Genomic DNA, 22,580 nt, shown 5'->3' on the forward strand with positions numbered 1-22,580 from the left:
CCATATTTACAAGAATTCAGGCCGCGGTGATGCGGTTATATTTTTGCATCAGCTGGTCGTGGTCTTCTGGGCGGTTCGGGTCGAGCGGGATGCAGTCTACGGGGCAGACCTGCTGACACTGCGGTTCGTCGTAATGGCCGACGCATTCCGTACACAGATTGGGATCGATCACATAGATCTCCTCCCCGGCGGAAATGGCATCGTTGGGGCATTCCGGTTCGCAGACGTCGCAGTTGATGCACTCGTCGGTGATAATCAGGGCCATGGGCATACCTCGCGAATGGCTAGCGTGACACAGTCAGCAAATAGCCGAGTGTTTTGGTCAGGTAAAGACGACAGTCACGTAGTGTAGTGGTTGCGCAGCGCTTGTGCGACCTGAGGATGCACCAGAGAGCCAATATCGCCGCCGAGCTTGGAAATTTCACGCACCAGCGTCGAGGAAATGTAGGAATTTTCCACCGCCGGGGTCAGAAACACGCTTTCCAACTCCGGGTTCTGGGCGCGGTTCATGTTGGCCAGTTGCAGCTCGTATTCAAAATCCGAGGCGGCGCGCAAGCCACGCAGGATGATGGTGGCATCCTGGTCCTTCATCAAGGTGGTCAGAAGGCCGGAAAAGCCGATGACTTCCACGTTGGGCAAGTCGGCACATACCGTTCTTGCCAGCTCGATACGGGTATCTAATGAGAGCGTCGGACTTTTCCCAGGACTTGCGGCAATCGCCACCACTACCCTGTCCCACATGCGGGCGGCCCGCTCTATCAAATCGAAATGGCCATGGGTAATGGGGTCGAAAGTGCCGGGATAGACCGCGGTATTCATGAATTTTCGCCTCCTTCGTCTTCAACATGGCCAAAGGGGTTGGGCACCTTGAGAGACACCGAATGGGCATAGCCGGGAATCGTGATGCTGTCGGCGTGAACGGTAAGTTCGGGACCTTCGAGCACTGCTTCACCAAACTGATAGCGGGGCTGATAGTGACCAAGGTCAGCTTGGTCGAGGTAGGCCTGGGCCTGCTCGCGGACAGCTTCACGTCGTGATTTCCATGCCGCTAGTGCCCGGCTTCCATGACGCTGAAGCAGCAGCTTTTCGGTCACCTGGGGCGAAAGCACCACGCCTGTGGCGTTGTTGCCACCAAAGCCCTTGGCATTGATGAAGGCGGCATCCGCCGTGAAAGCTTGCGGTTCAGCAAACAGGCGCAGGCGTTCGCCATGAACATCGTCGGCCACGGCATCCAGGGTGGGAATGCCGGGAAGCAGGCCATGAGCGAAGCTGCTCAAGGCACTGGTTAGCTGATCGCCTGCTGCCGAGCCTTGCGAATGGCCGACAAACGCCTTGACCGCCACCAACGGCCAGTCGAATAGCCCGTTGGCGCGCGCCACCTGGTCGAATACATGCGATTCGGTGGTGCGGTTCTTCGGCGTGCTGGTGCCGTGGGCATGCACAAAAGTGCGTTCCCGCAAGGCTTTTTCTCCGAGGATGTCGCGTGCTAGGGAGACGGCCTTGCCCAAGGTAATGTAATTGCCGATACCCGGTGCAGAGATCGAACGCTTGTAACCATCGGCATTGACGAATACATCCGGCACCGAGCCCAGGATATCGGCACCGATTTCCATGGCCAGGCTGTCATCCATCAGTAATACAAATTGGCTAGCCTCAGCCATGGTGAAGCCACAGTTGCGAGCGAAAGGGCGGCAGGCGCGCTGGTAGTCGCTGTCGGTCAGCAGGGTCAACGCATCCAGCGCTTTCAAGCTGAGATCGTCGGCCAGGGCGCCCATGGCGCGGAAACCTTCGATGATTTCCGGGGTGATCGGTGCATCTGCGGTGCCCACCATGACAACGCGACGCCGGCCGGCGCGAATATCGTCGATTCCCAGGCGCAGGTTATACAGAAAGCTGGCGCAGGCGCCCAAGGCCGCACCGGTACCGCCAACACTGCCCAGCACATAGGCATTGAGAAAATCGGCCGGCATCTGGCCGTAACCCAGTGGCATTTGCTTGGAGGTGGCGCGATTGCCGCTGACCAGGTTCTTGAGCAGGCCACCCCACCCTTGGTCATCCATCTGGCCGATGGAATTGCCGGCATATACCGCGATCAGGTCCGGGTCGAGGCGTTGGCGCAAGCTCTCCCAATGAAGGCCGCTGGCGCCCAGGCAGTCACTGGCAGCGAAGATTGCCATGGACAAGCCGCGTGGATGGTGCACGCTGCGATAAAGGCCGGCCGGGTCGAAACCGCTTGGCAGTTGTGCCGCGGTGGATACCTTGGACGTCTGGGCATCCGGCAGCAGCACATCCAGGCTTCCGGCCGGCACCGTGACTTCCACCTGACGGGCATCCAGGGGGCGCACTTCCCAGCTAGGCGGAATATGCTCGGGCAATTGGCGTCTGGGCAGGCGAAAACGCAGAGGCGCGTCGAACCCCATGCTGGCCTGTCGATTGGTCGCCAGGCCCGGTGCCTGAAAGCGCGGGTCTTCGTTGCGGCGTACCAGCGTATGGTTGAGTACCTGGTCGTGAAACTGCTCCGAAGGCGCCTCGACGCGGTTGCCCGAGGCGTCTTGCCAGCCAGTTTCAGTGGCTTTCACAAGACGCATCAGGGCCGCCAGGCCGTCTAGCGTCTGGCGCTGTTGGTCAGCGGGAAGGGCATCAAGCACGGTGCGGCGAAAGGCCTGGTGGCCCGAGGTTCTGCCGGCGGGATTGATGCCGCCCATGCCGACAATCACCGGTAAGTGTGACAAGCCGGGTTCCTCGTTGAACGGTGGTTATCAGTATCAGGCCTGTGATGATAGCACCGGCGATGTGACGGCGTCATGCCGCAGCGCCGTGAGACTGGTAGAATCCGGGCTTTATATCGCCAAGAGGCCGGGATGCAACACAATTCACGCCAGGTAGTGTCCAATCAAACTGGGCCGCATCAGGACTTGCCGCGCCGCGTCAGTCGCGCCCTAGCTCATCCGATGCAAAAACCGATTGCCGAGCATACCCGCCAAGCGTTTGTGTTGGCTGAACAGTGGTACGCGCAGCGACATGAACTGCCGCTGATCGTGGATGCCGGGTGCGGGGTGGGCGTGTCGACACGGCACCTGGCGCAGCAATTTCCCGATCATGCGGTAATCGGCGTGGACCGCAGCGCCGACCGCCTGAGCCGTGAGCATGGCCATTTGCCCTCCAACGCCTTGTTGGTCAGGGCCGACCTGGTGGATTTCTGGCGCCTTCTGTATCAGGCCGAATGGCCGCTTGCCTACCATTACCTGCTGTACCCCAACCCTTACCCCAAATCGGGACACCTGAAGATGCGCTGGCATGGGCAGCCGGTATTTCCCACGCTCCTGGCGTTGGGCGGACGCCTGGAACTGCGCTCCAACTGGCAGATTTACGTGGAAGAGTTTGCCCAGGCGGTTACCCAGGTAACCGGCAAGGCGGTAACCACCGAACGGTTTTACCCGGGGGATGATTATCTGACACCCTTTGAAGCCAAATACAACCAGAGTGGCCAGGCATTGTGGCGCTCAGTAGTGGAGCTGGAGCGAAAATGGCCTTTGTTTACCTGATCCTGGCGATCATCGCGGAAGTTGTCGCCACCAGTGCGCTAAAGGCCTCGTCGGGGTTTACCCAGCCGATGCCTACTCTGGTTGTCGTCGTGGGCTATGGCCTGGCTTTTTATTTGTTGAGCCTGGTGCTGCGCAGCCTGCCGGTGGGGTTGGCCTATGCCATCTGGGCTGGGCTGGGCATTGTGCTGGTGACAGTGGTGGGAATGGTAGTGTACGGCGAAAAGCCGGACTTGCCGGCGGTGATCGGCATTGGCTTTATTGTGGTGGGGGTGGTTACCCTGCAGCTGTTTTCCAACATGACAGTGCATTAGAAGGTGAAAGTAACGTGAAAATAATCAAGTGGGCTGCCGGTCGACTATCCCGCTGCACCCTGATGGCCAGTGGTGCGCTGGCTTTTTTGTTGGTCAGCCACAGCCTGCAAGCGGATTTTTCGCGGTTGGGCCAACTCAGCGAGAAGGGCTTTTCAATCAGTGCCGAAGCGCGTTTGCTGGGCGGGGGCGCTGTGCCGGATAAAATGCTGGGCCAAATCGATCCCCTGCGCCAGTTGTCGCCAGCCTCGGTGACCAAGGCTTACCTGGCGGCGGCGATGCTTGAGCGCTTCGGTCCGCAGCATCGGTTTACCTCACGCCTGGTGAGTAGCGGCGTGGTGGATGCTGATGGCATCTTGCACGGCGACCTGGTGTTCGAAGGCGGCGGCGACCCGAACCTGACCACGGAAAATCTGTGGCGTCTGGTGCAGCGTTTGCAACAGACCGGTGTGCGTGATGTGAATGGCGCTTTGGTGATCAGCCAATGGCGTTTCGGCCCGGTTAACTGCCTGACCACCGATCGCTGCGAGGCGCAGTCGCGAGTGGCCAATTCCTACAGTGCGCTGTTGTCCTCGGCGGGGGTCAATTACGGCAACTGGTGTATCAATGTGGCACCGGCCGGCACGCCGGGGGAGCTCGCAAGGGTCACCAGTTGCGATAGCCCGGTGCCACTCACGCGGATCGACAATCGCGTGGTGACCCGACCGGACAACAGCGGTACAGAGCTCAATGCCGAACGAATCAGCAGCGAGAGCGGGGATGTGATGAGGGTGAGCGGCCAGATTTCCACCAACGCCCATCCAAGGGACATCTACCGGGCGGCGAGTGACCCCGCCTTGCAGACCGCCCAGACCCTTGCCGCCATGCTGCAACAGGCAGGAATAAGGCTGGCCGCACCTGCGCGTACCACCACTGAGCCTCCACCGAGTAATGCCACCAGCCTGGCAGTGGTCGAAGGCTTGCCACTGCAGGAGTTACTGCTGCGTACCATGAACTATTCCAATAATTTCATGGCCGATGTGCTGGCGCTTTCCCTGGTAGAGACGCCCCGAGCAGAGCTGGATCAGGCTGGGGCGGCCTTGGAAAGCTTCGCGGCAAGCCTGCCGGGGCATGGGCCGCTGGAGTTGCTCAGTGGTAGTGGGCTGACCACGGAAAACCGTACCTCCGCCCATGGCATCAATGTCATGTTCGAAAACATGTTTCATCAAGGGGCGCTGTTTCCCAGCTTCGTCGCGGCGTTTCAGTCGCCTTCCAACGGGGTGATGCGCTTTATCCGACGCGGCCCGGAGGTGTTCCAGAATAATGTCATGCTCAAGACCGGCACCTTGAACCAGCCGGTGGCGGTGCGCGCGGTGGGGGGCTATTTCCGTACCGTTTCAGGGCGTTGGGGCGTGTTCAGCGTGCTGGTCAATGGAACTGGTTCGACACCGTACCTAAACTGGTCGCTTGTGCTCGACCCCCTGTCTCAGGATCTTGAGACGTTTATCCTGGCACATTAATCTGACAGGAAGACGCTTTTTAGCCGCTCGCACAAGGATCATTCATGAAACCCAGACATACTGGTTGGCGCCATCTGGTCAAGTCGACGCATTATTCACTCAGGGGGTTACGCGCCGCTTTTCGCCACGAAACCGCTTTTCGTCAGGAAATCGGCATTTGCCTGCTGTTGTTGCCACTGGCGTGGTGGGTAGGCGAGGATCCGGTAAGCTGGATTCTATTGATTGGCAGCGCTGTGCTGGTGCTGATTGTGGAACTGCTCAATAGCGCCATCGAAAGCGTGGTGGACCGTATCGGTATCGAGCATCATGAACTTTCCGGGCGGGCCAAGGACATCAGCTCCGCGGCGGTGATGCTGGCGCTACTACTGGCGGGGCTCGTCTGGTTGCTGCTGTTGGGCCAAAAGATGTGGGGCTGAGAAGCCTCGCGCTGTTTTCTCCATCGTTTCGTTGACTCTTGAATTCGTGAGGTACACATGGGCTTTGCCGAAGATTTTCTGCCACGGGATGAAATTCCCACTCCGCTGCAAGAACCGCTAGCCCAAGCCTGGCAACGTTTGCAGGAGTCCTTGGAGCAGGCGGACAATCTGGCCTCCATGAATAAACAGGAGCTACCGTCGGAAAGCTGGCAGGCATTGAGTGACAGCCGTCGCCGGGCGCTGGCGCGGGTGGTGAGCATCTCCACGTTTGCCCTGGATACCCTGGCGCGTTACCCGAGCTGGCTTGCCGAGCTGGATGCCGTGGGTGAGCTGGATGAGGCGCCCGCCGCCGATACTCTACGCCAATGGCTCGACGAAACGCTGGAAGGTGCCGCTGACGAAGAAGCCATGCACAAGGTGGTTCGTCAATTCCGCCGAGCGCGCATGCTGGGTATCGTCTGGCGTGATCTCAATCGCAAGCAAGGTATGGAGATGTGGGACACCGCGGCGGCGGTGTCACGCCTGGCCGAAGTGTGTCTGGATGCCGCCCTGGGTTGGTTGGAAGCCTTCCTGGCGCCACGCTGGGGATACCCCGCAGTGCGTAACGACGGCAGCGCTCAGCGCCTGGTCATCCTGGGAATGGGCAAGCTGGGCGCCGGTGAGCTCAACCTTTCCTCGGACATTGATCTGATCTTCGCATTTCCCGAAAAAGGCGAGACCCAGGGCGGACGCAAGCCCCTGGATCATCAGGAATATTTTACCAAACTGGGCCAGCGCCTGATTACCGCCCTGGATGCGGTGACGGCGGACGGTTTTGCCTTTCGCGTGGACATGCGCCTGCGCCCGCTGGGCGATGGGGGCCCTCTGGTGGGCAGCTTCGCCATGCTCTCGAGCTACTATCAGGACCAGGGTCGGGAATGGGAGCGTTACGCCATGCTCAAGGCGCGCCCGGTAGCCGGTAACCGTGACGCAGGAGCGGAACTCCTGGCCGGCTTGAGACCCTTCGTGTATCGCAAGTACCTGGATTTCGGGGCGATCGAATCGCTGCGCGAACTCAAGGGCATGATCAACCGCGAAGTGAGACGGCGCGGCATGCAAAGCAATATCAAGCTCGGGCCGGGCGGCATTCGCGAAGTCGAGTTCGTGGTACAGGCCTTCCAGTTGATTCGCGGCGGACGCGACACCGAACTTCAGGTCACCTCCCTGCAAACGGCACTCAAACGCCTCCCGGCACTGGGTTTGTTGCCGCAAGAGGTCGTGGATGAGTTATTGCCGGATTACGCTTTTCTGCGCGATCTAGAGCATGCTCTCCAGGCACTCGAAGACCGCCAGACTCAAACCCTGCCGGTGGAGGAACACGATCGTGAACGCGTGGCGCTGGCCCTTGACCATGACGGCTGGCCGTCGCTGATGGCCCAGCTCGACGAGGTGCGCGAGCGGGTGCGCGGGCATTTCGATGCAGTGATCGCCGACCCGGAAGATGAAATCGACGATACCGGCGTGAGCGGTGAAGGCCTGAGCCTGGCCCAATGGCGCCTGGTCTGGCGGGGGGAGCTGGATCAGGAGGAAGCCCAGGCGCTGCTGGCCCAGGCCGGGTTCGAAGATCCCACCAAGTCGCTCAAACGCCTGCACGGACTCTATCATTCGCGCCAGGTACAGAGCATGCAGCGTATCGGCTTTGAACGCCTGGATGCGTTGATGCCGTTGTTGCTGGATGCATTGTCCGAAAGCCAGACTCCCGACCTGGCGCTGGCACGGGTGCTGCCGCTGATAGAAGCGGTATTACGCCGCACTGCCTACCTGGCACTGCTGCGGGAGAACCCCCAGGCACTCGAGCATTTGATGCACCTGTGCGGCCCCAGCCCCTGGATTGCCGAGCAACTGGCACGCTACCCCCTGCTGCTGGATGAATTGCTGACGCCGGAAACGCTTTATACCCCGGCGGACAAGACGCGGTTGGCCGATGAATTGCGCCAGTCGCTCAATCGCATTCCCGAAGACGATGAAGAGGCCCAGCTGGAGGCGCTGCGCGTGTTCAAGCATGCTCAGGTGCTGCACGTGGCCGCGTCCGATATCGCCGGCACCCGCCATCTGATGAAAGTCAGCGATTACCTGACCTATATCGCGGAAGTGATTCTCGATGCCGTCCTGGCCATGGCCTGGAAGCACGTCACCCGCAAGTACGGAACGCCTGAGGGCCTGGCGGCGGTAGGCGAGCCGGCTTTTCTGATTGTGGGCTACGGCAAGCTAGGGGGGATCGAGCTGGGGTATCGCTCCGATCTGGACCTGGTGTTTCTGCACGACAGCGACGGCAAGGGCAGCACCGACGGCCCCCGGTCGATCGATACGCCGGTCTTTTTCACCCGGCTTGGCCAGCGCATCATTCATCTTTTAACCGCTGTCACCCCGGCCGGAAGCCTGTATGAAGTGGACATGCGGTTGCGGCCTTCGGGAAACGCCGGGCTACTGGTGACATCTCTGGATGGGTTTATCGACTACCAGCGCCAGCATGCCTGGACCTGGGAGCATCAGGCGCTGGTACGTGCCCGGGTGGTGGCGGGAGACCCGGCCCTGGCCGAGCGTTTCTCGGCGCTGCGTGGCGATATTCTGGCGCAGGCGCGGGATGAAAAGACGCTCCGCGACGAAGTGGTCAAGATGCGCCATAAGATGCGGGAACATCTGGCCAGCAAACAACAAGACGGCGATACTTTCGATCTCAAGCATGACCCGGGCGGCATGGTGGATATCGAGTTTCTCTGCCAGTACGCCGTGCTTTCCCTTGCTCACGAAACACCGGCGCTGCTGAACTACAGCGATAACAGCCGGATTCTGGAGACGTTGGCCGACGCTGGCCACCTGAATCATGACGAAGCCGAGCGGCTGCGCGAGGCTTATCTGGCCTATCGCAGCCGGGTTCACCGCGCGGCCTTGACCGGAGAACTTGCCAAGGGCAACAAGCGAGACTTCGAGGCACACCGTCAGGCCGTCATCACCCTATGGCAACGTTTTCTCGAGCCCGACGCTGCCTGAGCGTCAATCAAGCGGTGTTCTGCGTGAATCGACAAGGGTTTCTCAACATGGATGATAGACAGCCGCGACCCATCTCCTGGGTGGGCCGCAGGGGGATGGCATGATCGGACATATTCTGGCTACCTTGCTGCCGGTGTTCTTGATCGCCGGCAGCGGCGTCCTGTATGGCCGCTTTCGTACCCCCGACATTCGCAGCCTCAACACCCTCAATATGGAGCTGTTCGTTCCACTGTTGGTATTTGCGGTACTGGCCGACCGTCAGGCGCCGTTGGCGGACTATGCCTGGTTGGCGACAGCGGCCGTGGTCGTGGTGCTGGGCGCGGGGCTTGTGCTATGGCCGTTGGTTAAATGGCTGAAGCTCGACCCCAAGGTATTTTTGCCCCCGATGATGTTCAACAATTCCGGCAACATGGGGGTGCCGTTGCTGGTGCTGGCCTTCGGTCCGGAGGCATTACCTGCGGCGGTGGTGGTGTTCATCGTGGAGATGCTGCTGCATTTTTCGGTGGGGCTTTACATGCTCGACCCGCGCACATCCCTATGGCGCATGCTGCGCATGCCGATCGTGTTTTCGAGCCTGGCCGGGCTGGGAGTGAACGTCAGCGGTTTGCCGTTACCCGCCTGGTTGCTGGAAGCCATGCACATGCTGGGAGGCGTCTGTATTCCGTTAATGTTGTTTGCGCTTGGCGTGCGGTTGCTGGAGATTGATTTCAGTGATTGGCGAACCGGCTTGCTGGGAGCGCTGTTATGCCCACTTTCCGGCTTGGTGATTGCGTTGCCGTTAATCTGGCTATTGCCACTGAACCCTCTCCAGACGGCGGTTCTGCTGGTATTTTCCGCACTGCCCCCGGCGGTGCTCAATTACCTGGTGGCCGAACAATACCGCCTCTCACCGCAAAAAGTGGCATCGTTGGTGCTGATCGGCAACTTGGGTAGTCTGGTGGTGATGCCATTGACCTTGGCGGCAGTGTTCACCTGGGTGTACGCACCCGGCTGAGAGGTTAGCGCGAGGAGTCTCTAGGGTTGTCTTTCACCTGGTCCTTCACCTCATAGCTACCTTCGAGTACGTCCTGCGAGCCTGAACGATTCTTATCGTATGCAGACGTGTCGCCGCCAATATCTTCGGCTTGGTTGGCCCGCATCTGCTCCATGCGCTTTTTCAACCGGTAACGCACCAAGGGCATCATCGCCCAGCCAACCAACAGGAAGAATAGCCCCAGAATAACGCCGACGATCATCAGCGCACCCAGAACCAACCAGATAAGTAGCAGCTTGAGGCTATCCATAATCCCGTTAGGGCGGGTCCGGCTAGCCCGCGCTCGCCATTGACTTGCTGCCTGCCAGGCGGCGTTGTTTCGCGGGTCTCGATTGGAATGAGACATTGCGCTGCTCCGAAAGTGAAATCTCAACCCATTCGAACATACTGTGAGTGGCGAGTTCACTTTTGCGTTGTTTATTATCATGCTAAGGGATGCACAATGCAGTTTCGTTGCTTCAGCAAATAAGGTCTTCAGCATGAACAAGAAAGTCTCATGAGCCGGCAGCACCGCCAAGGTGCCACGCGACGCCGACCGCGATGGGCCACCTTTGATCGTTGGCTGGACCGAGTGGTGTCGGTTGCCGTGATAACGGCACTGATCGTCGGACTGGCAGCGGTGGTCGCTCATTGGCTGCTGTAAGCTTAAGGAAAAACAGCGAGCCTATCATTTTAGCGTGTCCTTATATTTTGCAGTGTTTTCTTCGTGGCGTCTTCAAACCCCAAGCTGTTAGGCTCTGCGCTTGCCCCTGAGAGACTACTTATCGTGTCATTGGTAGAGCTGCCTTCCCTTCCGCGCCGGACCTCACGCCGTGAAATCTTTGGCTGGGCAATGTTCGACTTTGCTAACCAGGCGTATACGCTGCTGATCATTACCGTGGTGTTCGGCGAGTTATTCACTACCGTGATCGTGGGTGAGCGTGGCGACAATTATCGCTTTGCGAATTTTCTGTGGAGCCTGGCGCTCGCGCTCAGTTCGTTGATGGTGGTGCTCACCGCGCCATTGTGCGGCGCGGTGATGGATTATCGTGCCGAGAAGAAACGCTTTTTGTTCCTTAGCTACCTGGCGACCGTGGCTACCACGGCGATGCTGTATTTTGTCGCGCCGGGGTATGTGATGCTGGGCTTCTTGCTGATCGTGCTGTCGAATTACGCCTATTCGATGGGAGAAGCCTTTATCGCCTCATTCCTGCCGGATCTCGGCCCACCGGAGGCAATGGGCAAGATTTCAGGGTTCGGTTGGGCGCTGGGCTACATTGGCGGGTTGTTTGCCGCAGGCTTTACCCTGGTGGCATTGGGCGAGACCACTGCCGAGAATTTCGAGCGTATCCGTTGGGTCGGGCCGTTTGCCGCCGGCTTTTTTCTGGTGGCCGCCATTCCCACTTTCATGTGGCTTAAGGAGCGTGGCACGCCTCAACCACCGGGCGTCCCCTACCGGGTGATCGCCAAGGAGCGGGTCAGGACGACCTTGGAAGACCTGCGCTATTTTCAGGATCTGGGAATATTCCTGGTATCGCTGCTGTTCTCCATGGCAGGCATTTACATCATTATTTCCTTCGCGTTTATCTACGGTGCCCAGGTTATCCAGTGGGATGGCGCTATTCGCAACGTGATGTTCATTATCGTGCAGATTACCGCCGCCGCCGGAGCGCTTGGCTTCGGCTGGATACAGGATCACCTGGGGGCCAAACTCACCTATCAGATCACCTTGGGGTTATGGGTGAGCTCCATCCTGGCTATCTGGGCCACGCCACAACTCACGGTATTACTGAATACTTACCTGGGCCTGACACTGGAAGCACAACATGTATTTCTGGTGGTGGGTTGCCTGGCGGGTACCAGCCTGGGGTCGAGCCAATCTGCCAGCCGCGTGCTGGTGGGGCTTTTCACGCCCTTACCCAAAGCGGCAGAATTTTTTGGCTTTTGGGGCCTGGCCAACAAGCTGGCGAGTGTGTTCGGTATTGTCATGCTGGGTACATTACAGGCATTTATCGGTCTTCAAGCCTCCATCCTATTATGTGCTGCCTTGTTTATTACGGCTATGTTGATATGTACGCAAGTGAATGAAACCCGAGGACGCCGGGCGGCCTGCGAATGGAAACCACAGGAACGCTCTTCCAATTGAGACCCATTGAATGAGGTGAGCCATGTCCAATCGTAGGCTTCGCCGCAGCGGGCTGGGAATGATGCTGCTGTTCTGGGTGTTGCTGATGGTCGTGGGTACCTGGTGGCTGCAAGGTGGTCTGGAAGAGATGGTTCGGCCCAATGCGCACCTGGTTAATACGTCGCCCGATGATGAACCGGTCACTCTCAGACGTAACCGGGCGGGGCATTTTGTGGCCCCGGGGTATATCAATGGGGAACCGGTAAGGTTTCTGCTCGATACCGGGGCCACTTATGTGGCGATACCGACACCACTTGCCGAAACGCTGGGGCTGAAGCCCGGGCGTAGTGCCTGGTTCAATACCGCCAATGGACGAGTGAAAGGCTCTTTGACCGAAGTTGAGGAAATCGCCTTGGGAGGCATTCGGCTGCGTAATGTAAAGGGTTCGATCAGCCCGGGCATGGAAGGCGATACCGTCCTGCTGGGGATGAGTTTTCTCAATCACCTGACCATTGAAATTCGTGACGGGGAGATGTTGCTCAGACCCCCGAGCCAGTAAATACTCCTCTTGAGAAGTCTTCGACCTTGTGCTTAGCTGAGGGCTACTCATTACCACCCCGCTAAGGATAAGGAGATTACCATGGGCATTGAAGTTGGTGGGCTACTGGGGCTGATTTGGCTGATCATCGTGATCTGGGCAATCGTCAAGGTGGCAAAAAGCTCGGCCGGGGGGGTGGCCAAGGTTCTCTGGATTCTTGGTCTGCTGATTTTCCCGCTAGTCGGTCTGATCGTCTGGTTATTGTTCGGGCCCAAGGGATAGTCGTAAAAATGTAGCTTCTTTCAAGGGCAAGCCAATGGCTTGCCCTTTTTTGTCCATGCGACTTCGAGAAAGAGGCCGCTTACACTGCAAGATCAATTTTGGGCTTGAAAGGAGAAATTATGCCAAACAACGATTGCAAGCGCATCGACCTGGCATTGCAGGGTGGTGGCTCGCACGGAGCTCTGACCTGGGGAGTTCTGGACCGCCTGTTGGAAGATGAACGCCTGGAAATCGATGGTGTCAGCGGTACCAGTGCCGGGGCCATGAATGCGGTGGTGATGGCTTCCGGCCTGCATACGGGGGGGCGCGAGGGTGCGCGCGAAGCGCTGTATACGTTCTGGAAAGCCGTCAGCGACGCAGCGCGCTTTTCACCGATTCAGCGCAGCTTCTGGGATCGGTTGATGGGTAATGACAGCCTCGATTACTCACCCAGCTACCTGTTTTTCGAAAACCTGACCCAGCTGGTACCGCCGACCAAGCTTAATCCACTCAAGGTCAATCCTTTGCGTGATCTGGTGCTGGAGCAGGTCGATTTCGACCTGGTCAATGCCTGTCGCAAAGTGAAGGTCTTCGTGACCGCCACCAACGTGCGCACCGGGCGGGCAAAGATCTTTCGCCAGCCTGAGCTGAGCGTGGATACCGTCATGGCCTCGGCTTGCTTGCCGTTCATGTTTCCGGCAGTCGAGATCGATGGCGAAGCCTATTGGGATGGCGGGTATAGCGGTAATCCTGCGCTGTATCCGCTGGTCGATGACCAAGGGTGTCGCGACCTGGTGGTGGTGCAGGTCAACCCGCTGGTGCGACAGAAATTGCCCGAGAGTTCACGGGAAATACTCGACAGAATCAATGAGATAACCTTCAACTCAAGCCTGATAAAGGAGCTGCGCAGCATTCAGCTGTTACATCAATTGATCGATGCCGAAGGGCTGGAGCTGGAAAGCTATCGCTCAATGCGCTTGCACTTGATTCACGCCGAACAGGAGGTCGAGAAGCTCAGCGCCTCGAGCAAGATGAATGCCGAGTGGGGTTTTGTGTCTCGCCTGCATGCCCAGGGCCGCGCCTGGGCCGAACGTTGGTTGAACGACCATTTCGATGCCCTCGGCGATCATTCGACCTTTGATCTGGATGTGTTGTTCGAGGACACTTTTCGCCCGGTTGCGATACCCGATGAGTCATCGGAGAAAGACGCTCGAAAGTGAGCGAAGGTGTTGCCGGGCTATCATCAGCGCAGATGGCAAGTGCTTGACCCCTGGCGGGGAGCTTACGATAGTGAAGGCAGTTTCTTTTACCACCGGTGCTCGGACCATGCTCATGTCGCTTACCCATCGTCAGCTTGAAGGCGAACTGATGGACGATCCAGCTCTTGATCGAAAGGCGCATCAGGCAGCGCTAAACGGTCTGCGCCGCATCAATGCTGCAAGCCGAACGGCGGCGGCATTGTGGCCTCGAATTGCACGCATTGCCAAGGCCCGGCGGCTTTCCAGCCTTTCGGTTCTGGATGTCGCCACCGGCGGGGGAGATGTGGCCATTGCCTTGGCACGTCGTGCGCGTGACGCCGGTCTTCGCCTGCGTATCGAGGCCTGTGATATCAGCCCAACGGCTCTCCACTTCGCCCAGGGTCAAGCCGTTCGTGAAAAGGTAGAGGTGAGTTTTTTTCCTCTCGATGTGCTTGAAGACCCCTTGCTTGCTCGCTATGACATCATCACTTCGACGCTTTTTCTGCACCATCTCAGCGATGCCCAGATTGCCGCTCTACTTGAAAAACTGGCAGCGCAGACTGATCACCTGCTGGTCAGTGACTTGATCCGTAACCACACTGGCTATGGTCTAGCCTACGTGGGTACTCGCCTGCTCTCGGCCTCGAAAATCGTCCATGTGGATGCAATGCGGTCGGTGCGTGCAGCACTGACGGTGGCCGAGGCACGGCGGCTGGCAAGTCAGGCAGGGCTTCAAGGCGTGCGATTCGAGCGGCATTGGCCGAGTCGCTTCATGCTGTCCTGGTCGCGTAACCAGGGAGTAGCACCAATGACGCACCAAGGCGCGTTGCCATGAGGCTTCACAGCTTGTCCCAGAAGTGGGATGTGATCGTCGTGGGGGCGGGCGTCGCCGGAAGCGTGATGGCTTATCGTCTGGCACGCCGCGGATTCAGCGTCTTGCTGGTTGAAAAATCCGTGTGGCCGCGTCACAAGGCCTGTGGTGGCTGTCTCAATGCCGCCACGCTGCACGCATTGAATGAGGCCGGCCTGGAAGATGTTGCTAGCACCGCTCCGATTTACTCTCGCCTTCGCCTGGCAAGCGGCAAGCGGCAGGCGGTGCTGGGATTGCCTGTTGGCCGAGCCGTTAGCCGCCGCACCTTGGATGCCCGGCTTGTGGAGCGCGCCATCGATGCCGGGGCCTGTTTTCTACCCACCACCCATGCATCGTTGACGAATACGCAAGGTGCCGATACCCCGGCCTTCAGCCGTGAGTGTCGCCCTGTGGTGCTGGATAACGCCACTGATCGAGTAACACTCGGTGCCCGGTTGGTCATCGGGGCTGATGGGCTGGGTAGCCGGCTGTTGCGTGGCGATAGCGTGAAAGTACGGCATGTCGATAAGACTTCACGCATCGGGCTAGGTACCACGCTGGCTGAGGCACCGGCTTTTTACTATCCGGACACGATACATATGGCCTGTGGACGGCATGGTTACGTTGGCTTGGTGCGTGTCGAGGGAGGGCAACTGAATATCGGTGCCGCTCTTGATCCGGCCTGGGTAAAGCAGTGTGGTGGACCGACTTTCGCCGTGGTTCACTTGCTACAAGCCTCGGGTTTTGCGCTGTTCGATTCGCTTTACGAGGCGAACTGGCAGGGCACACCCCGCATGAAGCGCTCGCATCCTTGCCTGGGTGGCGAACGCCTATTGTTAGTAGGAGACGCGGCCGGCTACGTGGAGCCTTTCACCGGTGAAGGCATGGGCTGGGCACTGGCAGGTGCCGCCGCCATTGAACCCTTGGCCCTTGACGCTATCCAGCAGTGGCAACCTGGCCTGGTCAGGCAATGGACGGCACGGCATGCCCGGATAATCGGCAAACGGCAACGCACCTGCTGGAGGGTATCGGCCTTGTTGCGCCATCCCCGCCTGATGGCGACATTATTGCCGCTGGTAAACGCCGTGCCGACGCTGGCCGCGCCGTTAACGATAGGGCTCAATCGTCGCTACCGATTCAGCTCCAAGGAGAGGGAATGAAAACGCCACAGGCAAGCCTTATGGGGGTCGGTGTCGCCTCGCCCAGAGGCGGGTTAGGGCAGGATACTGCAATTGAACTCGCCCAGCAGCGCTGTACCCGTGATGAACGCCAGCAGGCTTGGCTTAGGCGCGTCTATCGGCATACCCGAGTGCAACGTCGCGGCAGTGTCTTGCTGCGCCCTGGAGAAGGCGCCGAAGGGTTCGAGAATTTCTTTCCCCCTCCGCTATCGGCGCAGGATCGCGGGCCGAGTACCGCCACCCGGCTGCAACGTTATGCGAAGGAAGCCGGCCCACTGGCGGAGCGGGCCTGTCGCGAGGCTCTGCGCAATAGCCGGGTCGAACCTCATGAGATCACCCATCTGGTGACGGTAACCTGCACCGGCTTGGTAGCACCGGGGCTCGATAGCGAACTTCCTGAGCGTCTGGGGCTATCAGCAGATATCGGGCGCTTGAACCTGGGTTTCATGGGCTGTCATGGCGCTCTCAATGGCATGCGCGCAGCAAGTGGATTGGTCAGGGAGCTTCCAGAGGCGCGGGTACTGCTTTGCTGTGTCGAGCTATGCAGCTTGCATTTTCAGTATGGCTGGGACCCGCAGAAAATCGTCGCCAACGGCCTGTTCGCGGATGGCGCCGGAGCGGCGATTCTGGGGCCGGCTGATAGCCGGGCGCAAGGGTGGCAATTGATCGAGACGCAGAGTCGTATTGCTCAACATTCCGGCAATGCCATGACCTGGAACGTCGGCGATCATGGCTTTGAAATGACGCTATCGAGCGAGGTGCCTAAATTGATTCGTGCCTCGCTGGGGGAATGGGTGGAAAGCTGGCTGGCGCAGCATGACATGACCGTCAGTGACGTGGCCCACTGGGCGATCCACCCGGGAGGGCCGGATATTCTGCGAGCGGTAACCCAGACGTTATCGCTGCCGGAGCAGGCCGACGCGGCTTCCCGGGAGGTATTGGCCGAACATGGCAACATGTCCTCGCCAACGGTGCTGTTCGTGCTTGAACGCCTGCAAGCCCAGGCGGCAAGCGGTCCCTGCGTAATGCTGGGTTTCGGGCCAGGGTTGGCATTTGAGGGAGTGCTTCTGGCCTAGCGCTAACCCTGCAGCGTTTATATCGTGAGGATCAACAAGGGGTGTCTTGTAGTGATCGGGAGTAATTAACTCATTAACATAGGTAACCTGATTGCCCTCGATATTCGTGTATGGAAACCAGTGTCTCAGGCAGGATGGCGAATGGCGATTTCCACCTTTAATCCATTCGAGGGGCTTCTTGAAAAGTCCACCTGCCCCTCATAGTGTTGAACTATGTCGTAAACGATTGCCAGACCCAAGCCATGTCCGGGCGTCTGTTCGTCGAGCCTCAACCCTCTTTTGCCTAATTTACCTATGGCGTCTTCGGCTACGCCGGGGCCATCGTCATTAACCACAATCTGCATTTGCTTGCGATCTTCCTTCAAGGAAAGTTCGATGCATCGCGAGGACCACTTTCCAGCGTTATCGAGAAGATTGCCGAGTATTTCGTTCAGATCATGCTCCTCAATGGGCCAACGGTGCTCGTCCGTGAGTTCAGTTGACAGCTCGAAAGACTTTTCAGGATACAAACGGCCTAGCATCCACAAAAGGTCTCTGGCTTGTTTCACTGGGTAGGTGCTTTTTCCAACCTGTGGGCCAGCGAATCGACTACGCCGCATTTCCGCTTCAAGCTGCTTGTCGATATCACCAAGTCGCAATCCCATTTCATGTCTCAGGCTATTATCGAGCGGGCGGCTGGTATCTTCGAGAGTCTGCCTAACTGCCGCGATTGGCGTCTTGACACTGTGCGAGAGATTGGCCAGCGCCTCTCGTGAACGTTCGAGTCGTTGATCGAGAGAATCGAGGAGTTGATTGAGCTGTTGCACGAGGGGCCGGAACTCCTCAGGCGCCTGGACATTGATTCGTGATATTTCACCGCCCTGCAGTTTTTTAAGTGCGGCCTGAAGCGATGCAACGGGCCACATTGACAGGGTAATAACCACCCAGATGACCCCGACAAGCAAAAGAATCAGCAGGATAGATACGATAGCCGTCCAAGCGTGTAGCTCTGCTTGGCTGTTTTGTAACGCACCCATGTCTTCTGAAACGATAACCACCATGGGGATGTCGTTAACGAGAAACGATTTGCGATAGGCGAGAATATCCGAAGGCGCATTGAGTGCCTTCGCATCGCGTACTCTGAGAGTTCCCTGTCGATCGGACTGCAGCAAGGGACTCAGCAGAGGGCGCCAGGATTGCGGCGAAATCATCGTTTGAGAGGATGAGTGGATGGCGAAGGCATGATGAAACACTTCCTGGAAGTAATCACCTGTCTGGAGCGTGTCTATTCTGCCACCGGATTGACGAATCTGATGCTCAAGGAAGGCCACTTCATCCTTTAGCCGGCTCTCAACGAACTCTCGGGACATCCTGTCCAGCAATAACCCCTGGACAAGCCATGCGAGCGCCATCAGAACGATGCCGGCCGGCAATAACAGGGCCAGAAGTGTTCCCTTAACGGACGCCGGCTTTCTAAACAGCATCATTGAACAAGTACCCCTGACCACGGCGTGTGGCGATGGTATTTACACCCACCAGCTTTCTCAGGCGGCGGATATAGGCTTCGATGACGTTTTCGCTTGGGCTGTCGTTAAGGTTGTAAAGTTGCTCCATGAGCTGTTCCTTGGAAAAAACATGCCCCGGGCGGCTCATGAGACATCGAAGCAGGCGAAATTCAGTACCGGTCAAGCTGTGCTCAATACCATCTGCCATTTTTAGGCTCTGTCGGTTCACGTCCAGCTCAAAGCGTCCAGCCTTTAAAGTGGACTGCACGCGCCCTTCGCTTCGGCGCACGATGGCATTCAGCCTGGCAATCAATTCTTCCGTCTGAAATGGCTTGGCAAGGTAGTCGTCTGCGCCAGCCTTCAGGCCGTTTACTTTGTCTTGCCAGTCTCCCCGCGCCGTAAGGATCAATACCGGAAAGTTGGCGTTGCTCATGCGCCATTTCCGCAATACGTCAAGGCCATTTCCGTCTGGCAGTCCCAGGTCCAATACGCCGGCCCTATAATCTTCCTGCTCACCCAGAATTATCGCTTCTCTGGCAGTGCGGGTGGTATCCACGCTGAAACCGGCTTTCTCAAGTTGGCTGGCAAGCCCGTCGGCTAACAGGCGGTCATCTTCTACCAGCAGTAATCGCATTTATCGTTTCCTTCTCTGGGTCAAAGCAGGCTGTGGCAGTGTCGCTGAGTAACCTGAATTCAGCCTGAACAGCAAATATATCGGCATTTTCAGAAAGAATTCAGGTTAATGCGCCATGGTGGCGATCGTTTCGATCAAATGCTCAAGTTACCGGACAAACCCACAAAGGGTTTAACGCAAGCCATATCACAGGAGACGTTTTGATGAACGCATCAAAATTCATAGTTGCCGCAGTGGCCATGTCGATTTCAGTAACAGCGCTAGGGGCTGGTGCCCATGAAGATGGGCATGGTGCGAAGAGCGGTGAACCGGCTAAGGCGTCGGAAGCCGATCGAACTATCACTGTCGAGATGCATGACAACTACTACGAGCCTGAGGCTATCGAGGTCCAGCAGGGGGAAACTGTACGTTTTGTGGTGGAAAACAAGGGCAATCTGGTGCACGAATTCAATATCGGTACGCCTGCCATGCACGAAGCTCACCAGGAGGAAATGATGATGATGGTTGAGCACGGGGTTATCCAGGGTGGCAAGCTGCACCACGACATGATGGAAATGGATATGGGCAACGGCCATTCCATGAAGCATGACGATCCGAACAGTGTGTTGCTAGAGCCGGGCCAGAGCAAGGAGATCGTCTGGACGTTTTCGGAGAAAGGCAATCTTGAATTCGCCTGCAATGTGCCCGGCCACTACCAGGCTGGCATGTACGGCGACGTGAATTTCAACTGATCCGGAGGCCGTCCTCTGAGTCATTCGGGTGCCGGGCGGCTTAAGCTCGGCACCCCGCAAGTGGTAAGTGCATAGCGGAGTAGAACATCATGAAAGCACGCCTTTTGGCAGGTGCCTTGAGTATGCTATTGCCGATGATCGCATTGGCTGGCGAATACGACCTGACGGTTGACCGGATCAAGATTGACACCGGAGATTTCGTAAAAGAAGGCATCGGGTACAACGGAAAATCGCCCGGCCCGGAGTTGCGCTTCAAGGAAGGCGAAGAAGTCACCATCAATGTGACGAATAACCTTGATGAAATGACATCAATTCACTGGCACGGCCTGATCCTCCCGTTCGACCAGGACGGTGTACCGGGAATCAGCTTTCCCGGCATCAAGCCGGGCGAAACGTTCACCTACAACTTCCCGGTTGTCCAGGCCGGAACCTACTGGTTTCACAGCCATTCCGGCTTTCAGGAGCCAGACGGTGCCTTTGGCGCCATCGTGATTGAGCCCGAAGGAAGGGAGCCATTCCGGTACGATCGCGACTACGTCATCCAGCTGACGGATAAGCATCCCCACTCCGGTGACCGCATCATGCGCAATCTGAAAACCACGCCGGATTATTACAATCGCCAGCAACAGACAGTGGGAGAGTTCTTCTCAGAAGTTTCTGAGCACGGCTTCATGGACAGCGTAAAAGATCGTCTGGCCTGGGGTGATATGCGCATGATGAAGGCGGATATCGAGGATGTTCAAGGCTTTACCGGCATGATTAATGGCAAGGGTCCAAAACAGAACTGGACCGGCGTGTTCAAGCCCGGTGAGCGTATTCGTCTGAGGTTCATCAACTCCTCTGCCATGACCTATTTCGACGTGCGTATTCCCGGCTTGGATATGACCGTTGTGCAGGCGGACGGCAACAACGTCCAGCCGGTCAATGTGGACGAATTCCGGATTGGTGTCGCTGAAACCTATGATGTGATTGTGCGTCCTCGAGATGCACAGGCGTACACTGTTTTCGCCGAATCCATGGGCCGTTCAGGGTTTGCCAGGGCAACACTTGCGCCGGAAGAAGGAATGCAAGCCCCCGTACCGCCCATGCGTGACCCCGCTCGTCTGACCATGGCCGACATGGCGGGAATGCCGGGAATGGACCATGGCGGTATGGACCATTCCACTATGTCGGACATGGATAATTCCAGCATGGCTGGAATGGATCCTTCTTCTATGGAGGGTATGGACCATAGCGGCATGATGGAAAATGGAGATGAGGTCAGTGATCCATTCTATGCAAAAGGCAGTGGTATCGCCCCAACGGCAGCCAACGGTGGCAAGTTCCTTTCGTACACGGATCTGAAAGCCCAGAAACCGCTCTATGAAGACCGGGAGCCAACCCGGGAAATCGAGCTCCGCCTGACTGGCAACATGGAGCGATACACCTGGAGCATCAATGGTGTCAAGTACGAGGATGCGGACCCAATCCGGTTGCAGTACGGCGAGCGCGTTCGCTTCAAGTTTGTCAATGAAACCATGATGACGCACCCCATGCACCTCCACGGTATGTGGTCAATTCTCGATGTGGGCGCGGGAGAATGGAATCCCATCAAGCACACGGTCAGCGTTCAGCCAGGCACCACCCTGTATATGGAAACTGAGGTCGATGCACCTGGACAGTGGGCTTTCCATTGTCACCTGTCGTATCACGCCGCTGCAGGGATGTTCCGGAAGGTCATTGTCGAGGGCGGACCTGAGGCTTCTCAGCCCAGCACTGAAGCTGCGACCGATGCTGGAGGTGACGCATGAACCGTACCAAATCGTTGATGGCCGTCAGCTTGCTGGGTAGCGTACTCATCCCAGCGGTGGTGTCGGCACAGGAGATGCTGTCTGACATCACGGATCGAAAAAAGCCTATCACTATATGGGGCGCCCAGTTTGAAGAATTCGAGTACCGCTACAGCGATGCCGATGAAGAACTGGCTGTCTGGGATGCAGATATCTTTTATGGCACTGACGACCTGAAGGTTCGTTGGCTGAGCAAGGGCGAGTATGCCATAGAGGAGCAGACTTACGAGGGACTTGAAAACCAGCTGGTTGGGCAGGTTCCTATCTCCAAGTTCTTTGACGCCAAGGCTGGAGTCCGATTCGACACCCCAGAGGGGCCCGACCGTACCTATGCGGTGCTGGGTGTTGCGGGCCTTGCCCCTCAGTGGTTTGAGGTCGATACGAATTTTTATGTGAGCAAGGATGGAGACACCTCCGCCGAGCTCGATGCGGAGTACGAGCTGTTGTTCACGAACTACTGGATTCTTTCGGCTAATCTTGATGCCACGGTTGCATTCAGCGAAGACCGGGAAATTGGAGTCGGCAAGGGCCTGGTTTCCACCGAAACCGGACTCAGGTTGAGTTACGATCTGATAGACCGTTCTTTCTCACCCTATGTGGGGGTGGTTCATGAACGCAAGTATGGAGACACGGCGGATTTCGCCGAAGCCGATGGCGGCAGTACGGAGGACTGGTTCGCCGTTATTGGAGCGAGACTCTCCTTCTAACCTCTCTGACGGGTCTTACATTTTATTTCCAGAAAAATATGTAGGTAAAGATAAGCAAAGCGCGCAAGCGTAACCAGGCGCCCCCGGAATACGCTGAATGCAGCCTGGGCCGGGGGTGC

General features: G+C 57.8%; 23 protein-coding genes. 17 read left to right on the forward strand and 6 right to left on the reverse strand.

The genetic code is table 11. The features are described from left to right. Positions 1 to 16: 16 nt before the first annotated feature. From GPM19_RS10700 to GPM19_RS10710, 3 genes are all read right to left on the reverse strand, one after another. Positions 17 to 265: a YfhL family 4Fe-4S dicluster ferredoxin gene (locus tag GPM19_RS10700; protein ID WP_160419036.1), complete on the reverse strand. Its 249-nt coding sequence runs from the start codon at positions 263 to 265 to the stop codon at positions 17 to 19. A gap of 74 nt (positions 266 to 339) precedes the next feature. Further along, entirely contained in the window at positions 340 to 819 is a 480-nt protein-coding gene (coaD, locus tag GPM19_RS10705) for a pantetheine-phosphate adenylyltransferase (protein ID WP_160419037.1), read from the reverse strand. Next, positions 816 to 2,705 carry a beta-ketoacyl synthase gene (locus tag GPM19_RS10710; protein WP_160419187.1) on the reverse strand — a complete coding sequence of 630 codons (1,890 nt, stop codon included), beginning with the start codon at positions 2,703 to 2,705 and terminating at the stop codon, positions 816 to 818. The genes coaD and GPM19_RS10710 overlap by 4 nt, the downstream gene beginning before the upstream one ends. Positions 2,706 to 2,861: 156 nt before the next feature. Between GPM19_RS10710 and trmB the strand changes: the two genes are divergently transcribed. From trmB to GPM19_RS10740, 6 genes are all read left to right on the forward strand, one after another. Next, positions 2,862 to 3,545 (forward strand): tRNA (guanine(46)-N(7))-methyltransferase TrmB, encoded by a 684-nt coding sequence (trmB, locus tag GPM19_RS10715; protein ID WP_160419038.1) that lies wholly within the window; start codon positions 2,862 to 2,864, stop codon positions 3,543 to 3,545. Beyond that, positions 3,527 to 3,856 (forward strand): DMT family transporter, encoded by a 330-nt coding sequence (locus GPM19_RS10720; protein ID WP_160419039.1) that lies wholly within the window; start codon positions 3,527 to 3,529, stop codon positions 3,854 to 3,856. The genes trmB and GPM19_RS10720 overlap by 19 nt, the downstream gene beginning before the upstream one ends. 62 nt (positions 3,857 to 3,918) lie before the next feature. Further along, positions 3,919 to 5,352 carry a D-alanyl-D-alanine carboxypeptidase/D-alanyl-D-alanine endopeptidase gene (dacB, locus tag GPM19_RS10725; protein WP_160419188.1) on the forward strand — a complete coding sequence of 478 codons (1,434 nt, stop codon included), beginning with the start codon at positions 3,919 to 3,921 and terminating at the stop codon, positions 5,350 to 5,352. A 44-nt stretch (positions 5,353 to 5,396) separates the two neighbouring features. Next, a complete protein-coding gene (locus tag GPM19_RS10730) occupies positions 5,397 to 5,768 on the forward strand; it encodes a diacylglycerol kinase (protein ID WP_160419040.1) in 372 nt (123 codons plus the stop codon). 57 nt (positions 5,769 to 5,825) lie between these two features. Then, positions 5,826 to 8,798: a bifunctional [glutamate--ammonia ligase]-adenylyl-L-tyrosine phosphorylase/[glutamate--ammonia-ligase] adenylyltransferase gene (gene glnE, locus GPM19_RS10735; RefSeq protein WP_160419041.1), complete on the forward strand. Its 2,973-nt coding sequence runs from the start codon at positions 5,826 to 5,828 to the stop codon at positions 8,796 to 8,798. A 100-nt stretch (positions 8,799 to 8,898) separates the two neighbouring features. Further along, positions 8,899 to 9,792 carry an AEC family transporter gene (locus tag GPM19_RS10740; RefSeq protein WP_160419042.1) on the forward strand — a complete coding sequence of 298 codons (894 nt, stop codon included), beginning with the start codon at positions 8,899 to 8,901 and terminating at the stop codon, positions 9,790 to 9,792. Between the two features lie 4 nt (positions 9,793 to 9,796). Here GPM19_RS10740 and GPM19_RS10745 read toward each other — a convergent pair whose 3' ends face one another. Next, positions 9,797 to 10,177 carry a hypothetical protein gene (locus tag GPM19_RS10745; protein ID WP_160419043.1) on the reverse strand — a complete coding sequence of 127 codons (381 nt, stop codon included), beginning with the start codon at positions 10,175 to 10,177 and terminating at the stop codon, positions 9,797 to 9,799. A 150-nt stretch (positions 10,178 to 10,327) separates the two neighbouring features. Here GPM19_RS10745 and GPM19_RS15265 point away from each other — a divergent pair, with 150 nt between their 5' ends. The 8 genes from GPM19_RS15265 (at position 10,328) to GPM19_RS10780 (ending at position 17,076) form a co-directional block, all read left to right on the forward strand. After that, the gene (locus GPM19_RS15265; protein ID WP_202114803.1) at positions 10,328 to 10,474 is read left to right on the forward strand and encodes a hypothetical protein; all 147 of its coding nucleotides are present in this window, start codon (positions 10,328 to 10,330) and stop codon (positions 10,472 to 10,474) included. A 129-nt stretch (positions 10,475 to 10,603) separates the two neighbouring features. Next, entirely contained in the window at positions 10,604 to 11,956 is a 1,353-nt protein-coding gene (locus GPM19_RS10750; protein ID WP_371829365.1) for an MFS transporter, read from the forward strand. Between the two features lie 22 nt (positions 11,957 to 11,978). Continuing rightward, positions 11,979 to 12,494 (forward strand): retropepsin-like aspartic protease family protein, encoded by a 516-nt coding sequence (locus GPM19_RS10755; protein WP_160419044.1) that lies wholly within the window; start codon positions 11,979 to 11,981, stop codon positions 12,492 to 12,494. 81 nt (positions 12,495 to 12,575) lie between these two features. Further along, positions 12,576 to 12,755 (forward strand): PLDc N-terminal domain-containing protein, encoded by a 180-nt coding sequence (locus tag GPM19_RS10760; RefSeq protein ID WP_160419045.1) that lies wholly within the window; start codon positions 12,576 to 12,578, stop codon positions 12,753 to 12,755. 119 nt (positions 12,756 to 12,874) lie between these two features. Next, positions 12,875 to 13,954 (forward strand): patatin-like phospholipase family protein, encoded by a 1,080-nt coding sequence (locus GPM19_RS10765; protein ID WP_160419046.1) that lies wholly within the window; start codon positions 12,875 to 12,877, stop codon positions 13,952 to 13,954. Between the two features lie 70 nt (positions 13,955 to 14,024). Next, complete coding sequence (locus GPM19_RS10770; protein WP_160419047.1) at positions 14,025 to 14,807, forward strand: methyltransferase domain-containing protein; 783 nt, start codon at positions 14,025 to 14,027, stop codon at positions 14,805 to 14,807. Continuing rightward, positions 14,804 to 15,982 (forward strand): NAD(P)/FAD-dependent oxidoreductase, encoded by a 1,179-nt coding sequence (locus tag GPM19_RS10775; protein WP_160419048.1) that lies wholly within the window; start codon positions 14,804 to 14,806, stop codon positions 15,980 to 15,982. Before GPM19_RS10770 ends, GPM19_RS10775 begins: the two co-directional genes overlap by 4 nt. Beyond that, entirely contained in the window at positions 15,979 to 17,076 is a 1,098-nt protein-coding gene (locus GPM19_RS10780) for a type III polyketide synthase (RefSeq protein WP_160419049.1), read from the forward strand. The genes GPM19_RS10775 and GPM19_RS10780 overlap by 4 nt, the downstream gene beginning before the upstream one ends. 125 nt (positions 17,077 to 17,201) lie before the next feature. On the opposite strand, the gene GPM19_RS10785 is transcribed toward GPM19_RS10780, so the two are convergent. After that, on the reverse strand, positions 17,202 to 18,542 hold the full coding sequence (locus GPM19_RS10785) for an ATP-binding protein (RefSeq protein WP_160419050.1): 1,341 nt from the start codon (positions 18,540 to 18,542) through the stop codon (positions 17,202 to 17,204). Further along, positions 18,529 to 19,194 carry a response regulator transcription factor gene (locus GPM19_RS10790; protein ID WP_160419051.1) on the reverse strand — a complete coding sequence of 222 codons (666 nt, stop codon included), beginning with the start codon at positions 19,192 to 19,194 and terminating at the stop codon, positions 18,529 to 18,531. Before GPM19_RS10790 ends, GPM19_RS10785 begins: the two co-directional genes overlap by 14 nt. Positions 19,195 to 19,397: 203 nt before the next feature. Here GPM19_RS10790 and GPM19_RS10795 point away from each other — a divergent pair, with 203 nt between their 5' ends. From GPM19_RS10795 to GPM19_RS10805, 3 genes are all read left to right on the forward strand, one after another. Then, positions 19,398 to 19,925 carry a cupredoxin domain-containing protein gene (locus GPM19_RS10795; RefSeq protein WP_160419052.1) on the forward strand — a complete coding sequence of 176 codons (528 nt, stop codon included), beginning with the start codon at positions 19,398 to 19,400 and terminating at the stop codon, positions 19,923 to 19,925. Between the two features lie 89 nt (positions 19,926 to 20,014). After that, a complete protein-coding gene (locus GPM19_RS10800; protein ID WP_160419053.1) occupies positions 20,015 to 21,715 on the forward strand; it encodes a copper resistance system multicopper oxidase in 1,701 nt (566 codons plus the stop codon). Continuing rightward, positions 21,712 to 22,461 (forward strand): copper resistance protein B, encoded by a 750-nt coding sequence (locus GPM19_RS10805; RefSeq protein ID WP_160419054.1) that lies wholly within the window; start codon positions 21,712 to 21,714, stop codon positions 22,459 to 22,461. Before GPM19_RS10800 ends, GPM19_RS10805 begins: the two co-directional genes overlap by 4 nt. Positions 22,462 to 22,580 lie beyond the last annotated feature (119 nt).

The organism is Vreelandella zhuhanensis, assembly GCF_009793355.1.
GTDB lineage: Bacteria > Pseudomonadota > Gammaproteobacteria > Pseudomonadales > Halomonadaceae > Vreelandella > Vreelandella zhuhanensis.

Coding starts and splice junctions, on each gene's coding strand:
- GPM19_RS10700 (WP_160419036.1), bottom strand. CDS start 265: ATGGCCCTGATTATCACCGACGAGTGCATCAACTGCGACGTCTGCGAA.
- coaD (WP_160419037.1), bottom strand. CDS start 819: ATGAATACCGCGGTCTATCCCGGCACTTTCGACCCCATTACCCATGGC.
- GPM19_RS10710 (WP_160419187.1), bottom strand. CDS start 2,705: ATGGGCGGCATCAATCCCGCCGGCAGAACCTCGGGCCACCAGGCCTTT.
- trmB (WP_160419038.1), top strand. CDS start 2,862: ATGCAACACAATTCACGCCAGGTAGTGTCCAATCAAACTGGGCCGCAT.
- GPM19_RS10720 (WP_160419039.1), top strand. CDS start 3,527: ATGGCCTTTGTTTACCTGATCCTGGCGATCATCGCGGAAGTTGTCGCC.
- dacB (WP_160419188.1), top strand. CDS start 3,919: ATGGCCAGTGGTGCGCTGGCTTTTTTGTTGGTCAGCCACAGCCTGCAA.
- GPM19_RS10730 (WP_160419040.1), top strand. CDS start 5,397: ATGAAACCCAGACATACTGGTTGGCGCCATCTGGTCAAGTCGACGCAT.
- glnE (WP_160419041.1), top strand. CDS start 5,826: ATGGGCTTTGCCGAAGATTTTCTGCCACGGGATGAAATTCCCACTCCG.
- GPM19_RS10740 (WP_160419042.1), top strand. CDS start 8,899: ATGATCGGACATATTCTGGCTACCTTGCTGCCGGTGTTCTTGATCGCC.
- GPM19_RS10745 (WP_160419043.1), bottom strand. CDS start 10,177: ATGTCTCATTCCAATCGAGACCCGCGAAACAACGCCGCCTGGCAGGCA.
- GPM19_RS15265 (WP_202114803.1), top strand. CDS start 10,328: ATGAGCCGGCAGCACCGCCAAGGTGCCACGCGACGCCGACCGCGATGG.
- GPM19_RS10755 (WP_160419044.1), top strand. CDS start 11,979: ATGTCCAATCGTAGGCTTCGCCGCAGCGGGCTGGGAATGATGCTGCTG.
- GPM19_RS10760 (WP_160419045.1), top strand. CDS start 12,576: ATGGGCATTGAAGTTGGTGGGCTACTGGGGCTGATTTGGCTGATCATC.
- GPM19_RS10765 (WP_160419046.1), top strand. CDS start 12,875: ATGCCAAACAACGATTGCAAGCGCATCGACCTGGCATTGCAGGGTGGT.
- GPM19_RS10775 (WP_160419048.1), top strand. CDS start 14,804: ATGAGGCTTCACAGCTTGTCCCAGAAGTGGGATGTGATCGTCGTGGGG.
- GPM19_RS10780 (WP_160419049.1), top strand. CDS start 15,979: ATGAAAACGCCACAGGCAAGCCTTATGGGGGTCGGTGTCGCCTCGCCC.
- GPM19_RS10785 (WP_160419050.1), bottom strand. CDS start 18,542: ATGATGCTGTTTAGAAAGCCGGCGTCCGTTAAGGGAACACTTCTGGCC.
- GPM19_RS10790 (WP_160419051.1), bottom strand. CDS start 19,194: ATGCGATTACTGCTGGTAGAAGATGACCGCCTGTTAGCCGACGGGCTT.
- GPM19_RS10795 (WP_160419052.1), top strand. CDS start 19,398: ATGAACGCATCAAAATTCATAGTTGCCGCAGTGGCCATGTCGATTTCA.
- GPM19_RS10800 (WP_160419053.1), top strand. CDS start 20,015: ATGAAAGCACGCCTTTTGGCAGGTGCCTTGAGTATGCTATTGCCGATG.
- GPM19_RS10805 (WP_160419054.1), top strand. CDS start 21,712: ATGAACCGTACCAAATCGTTGATGGCCGTCAGCTTGCTGGGTAGCGTA.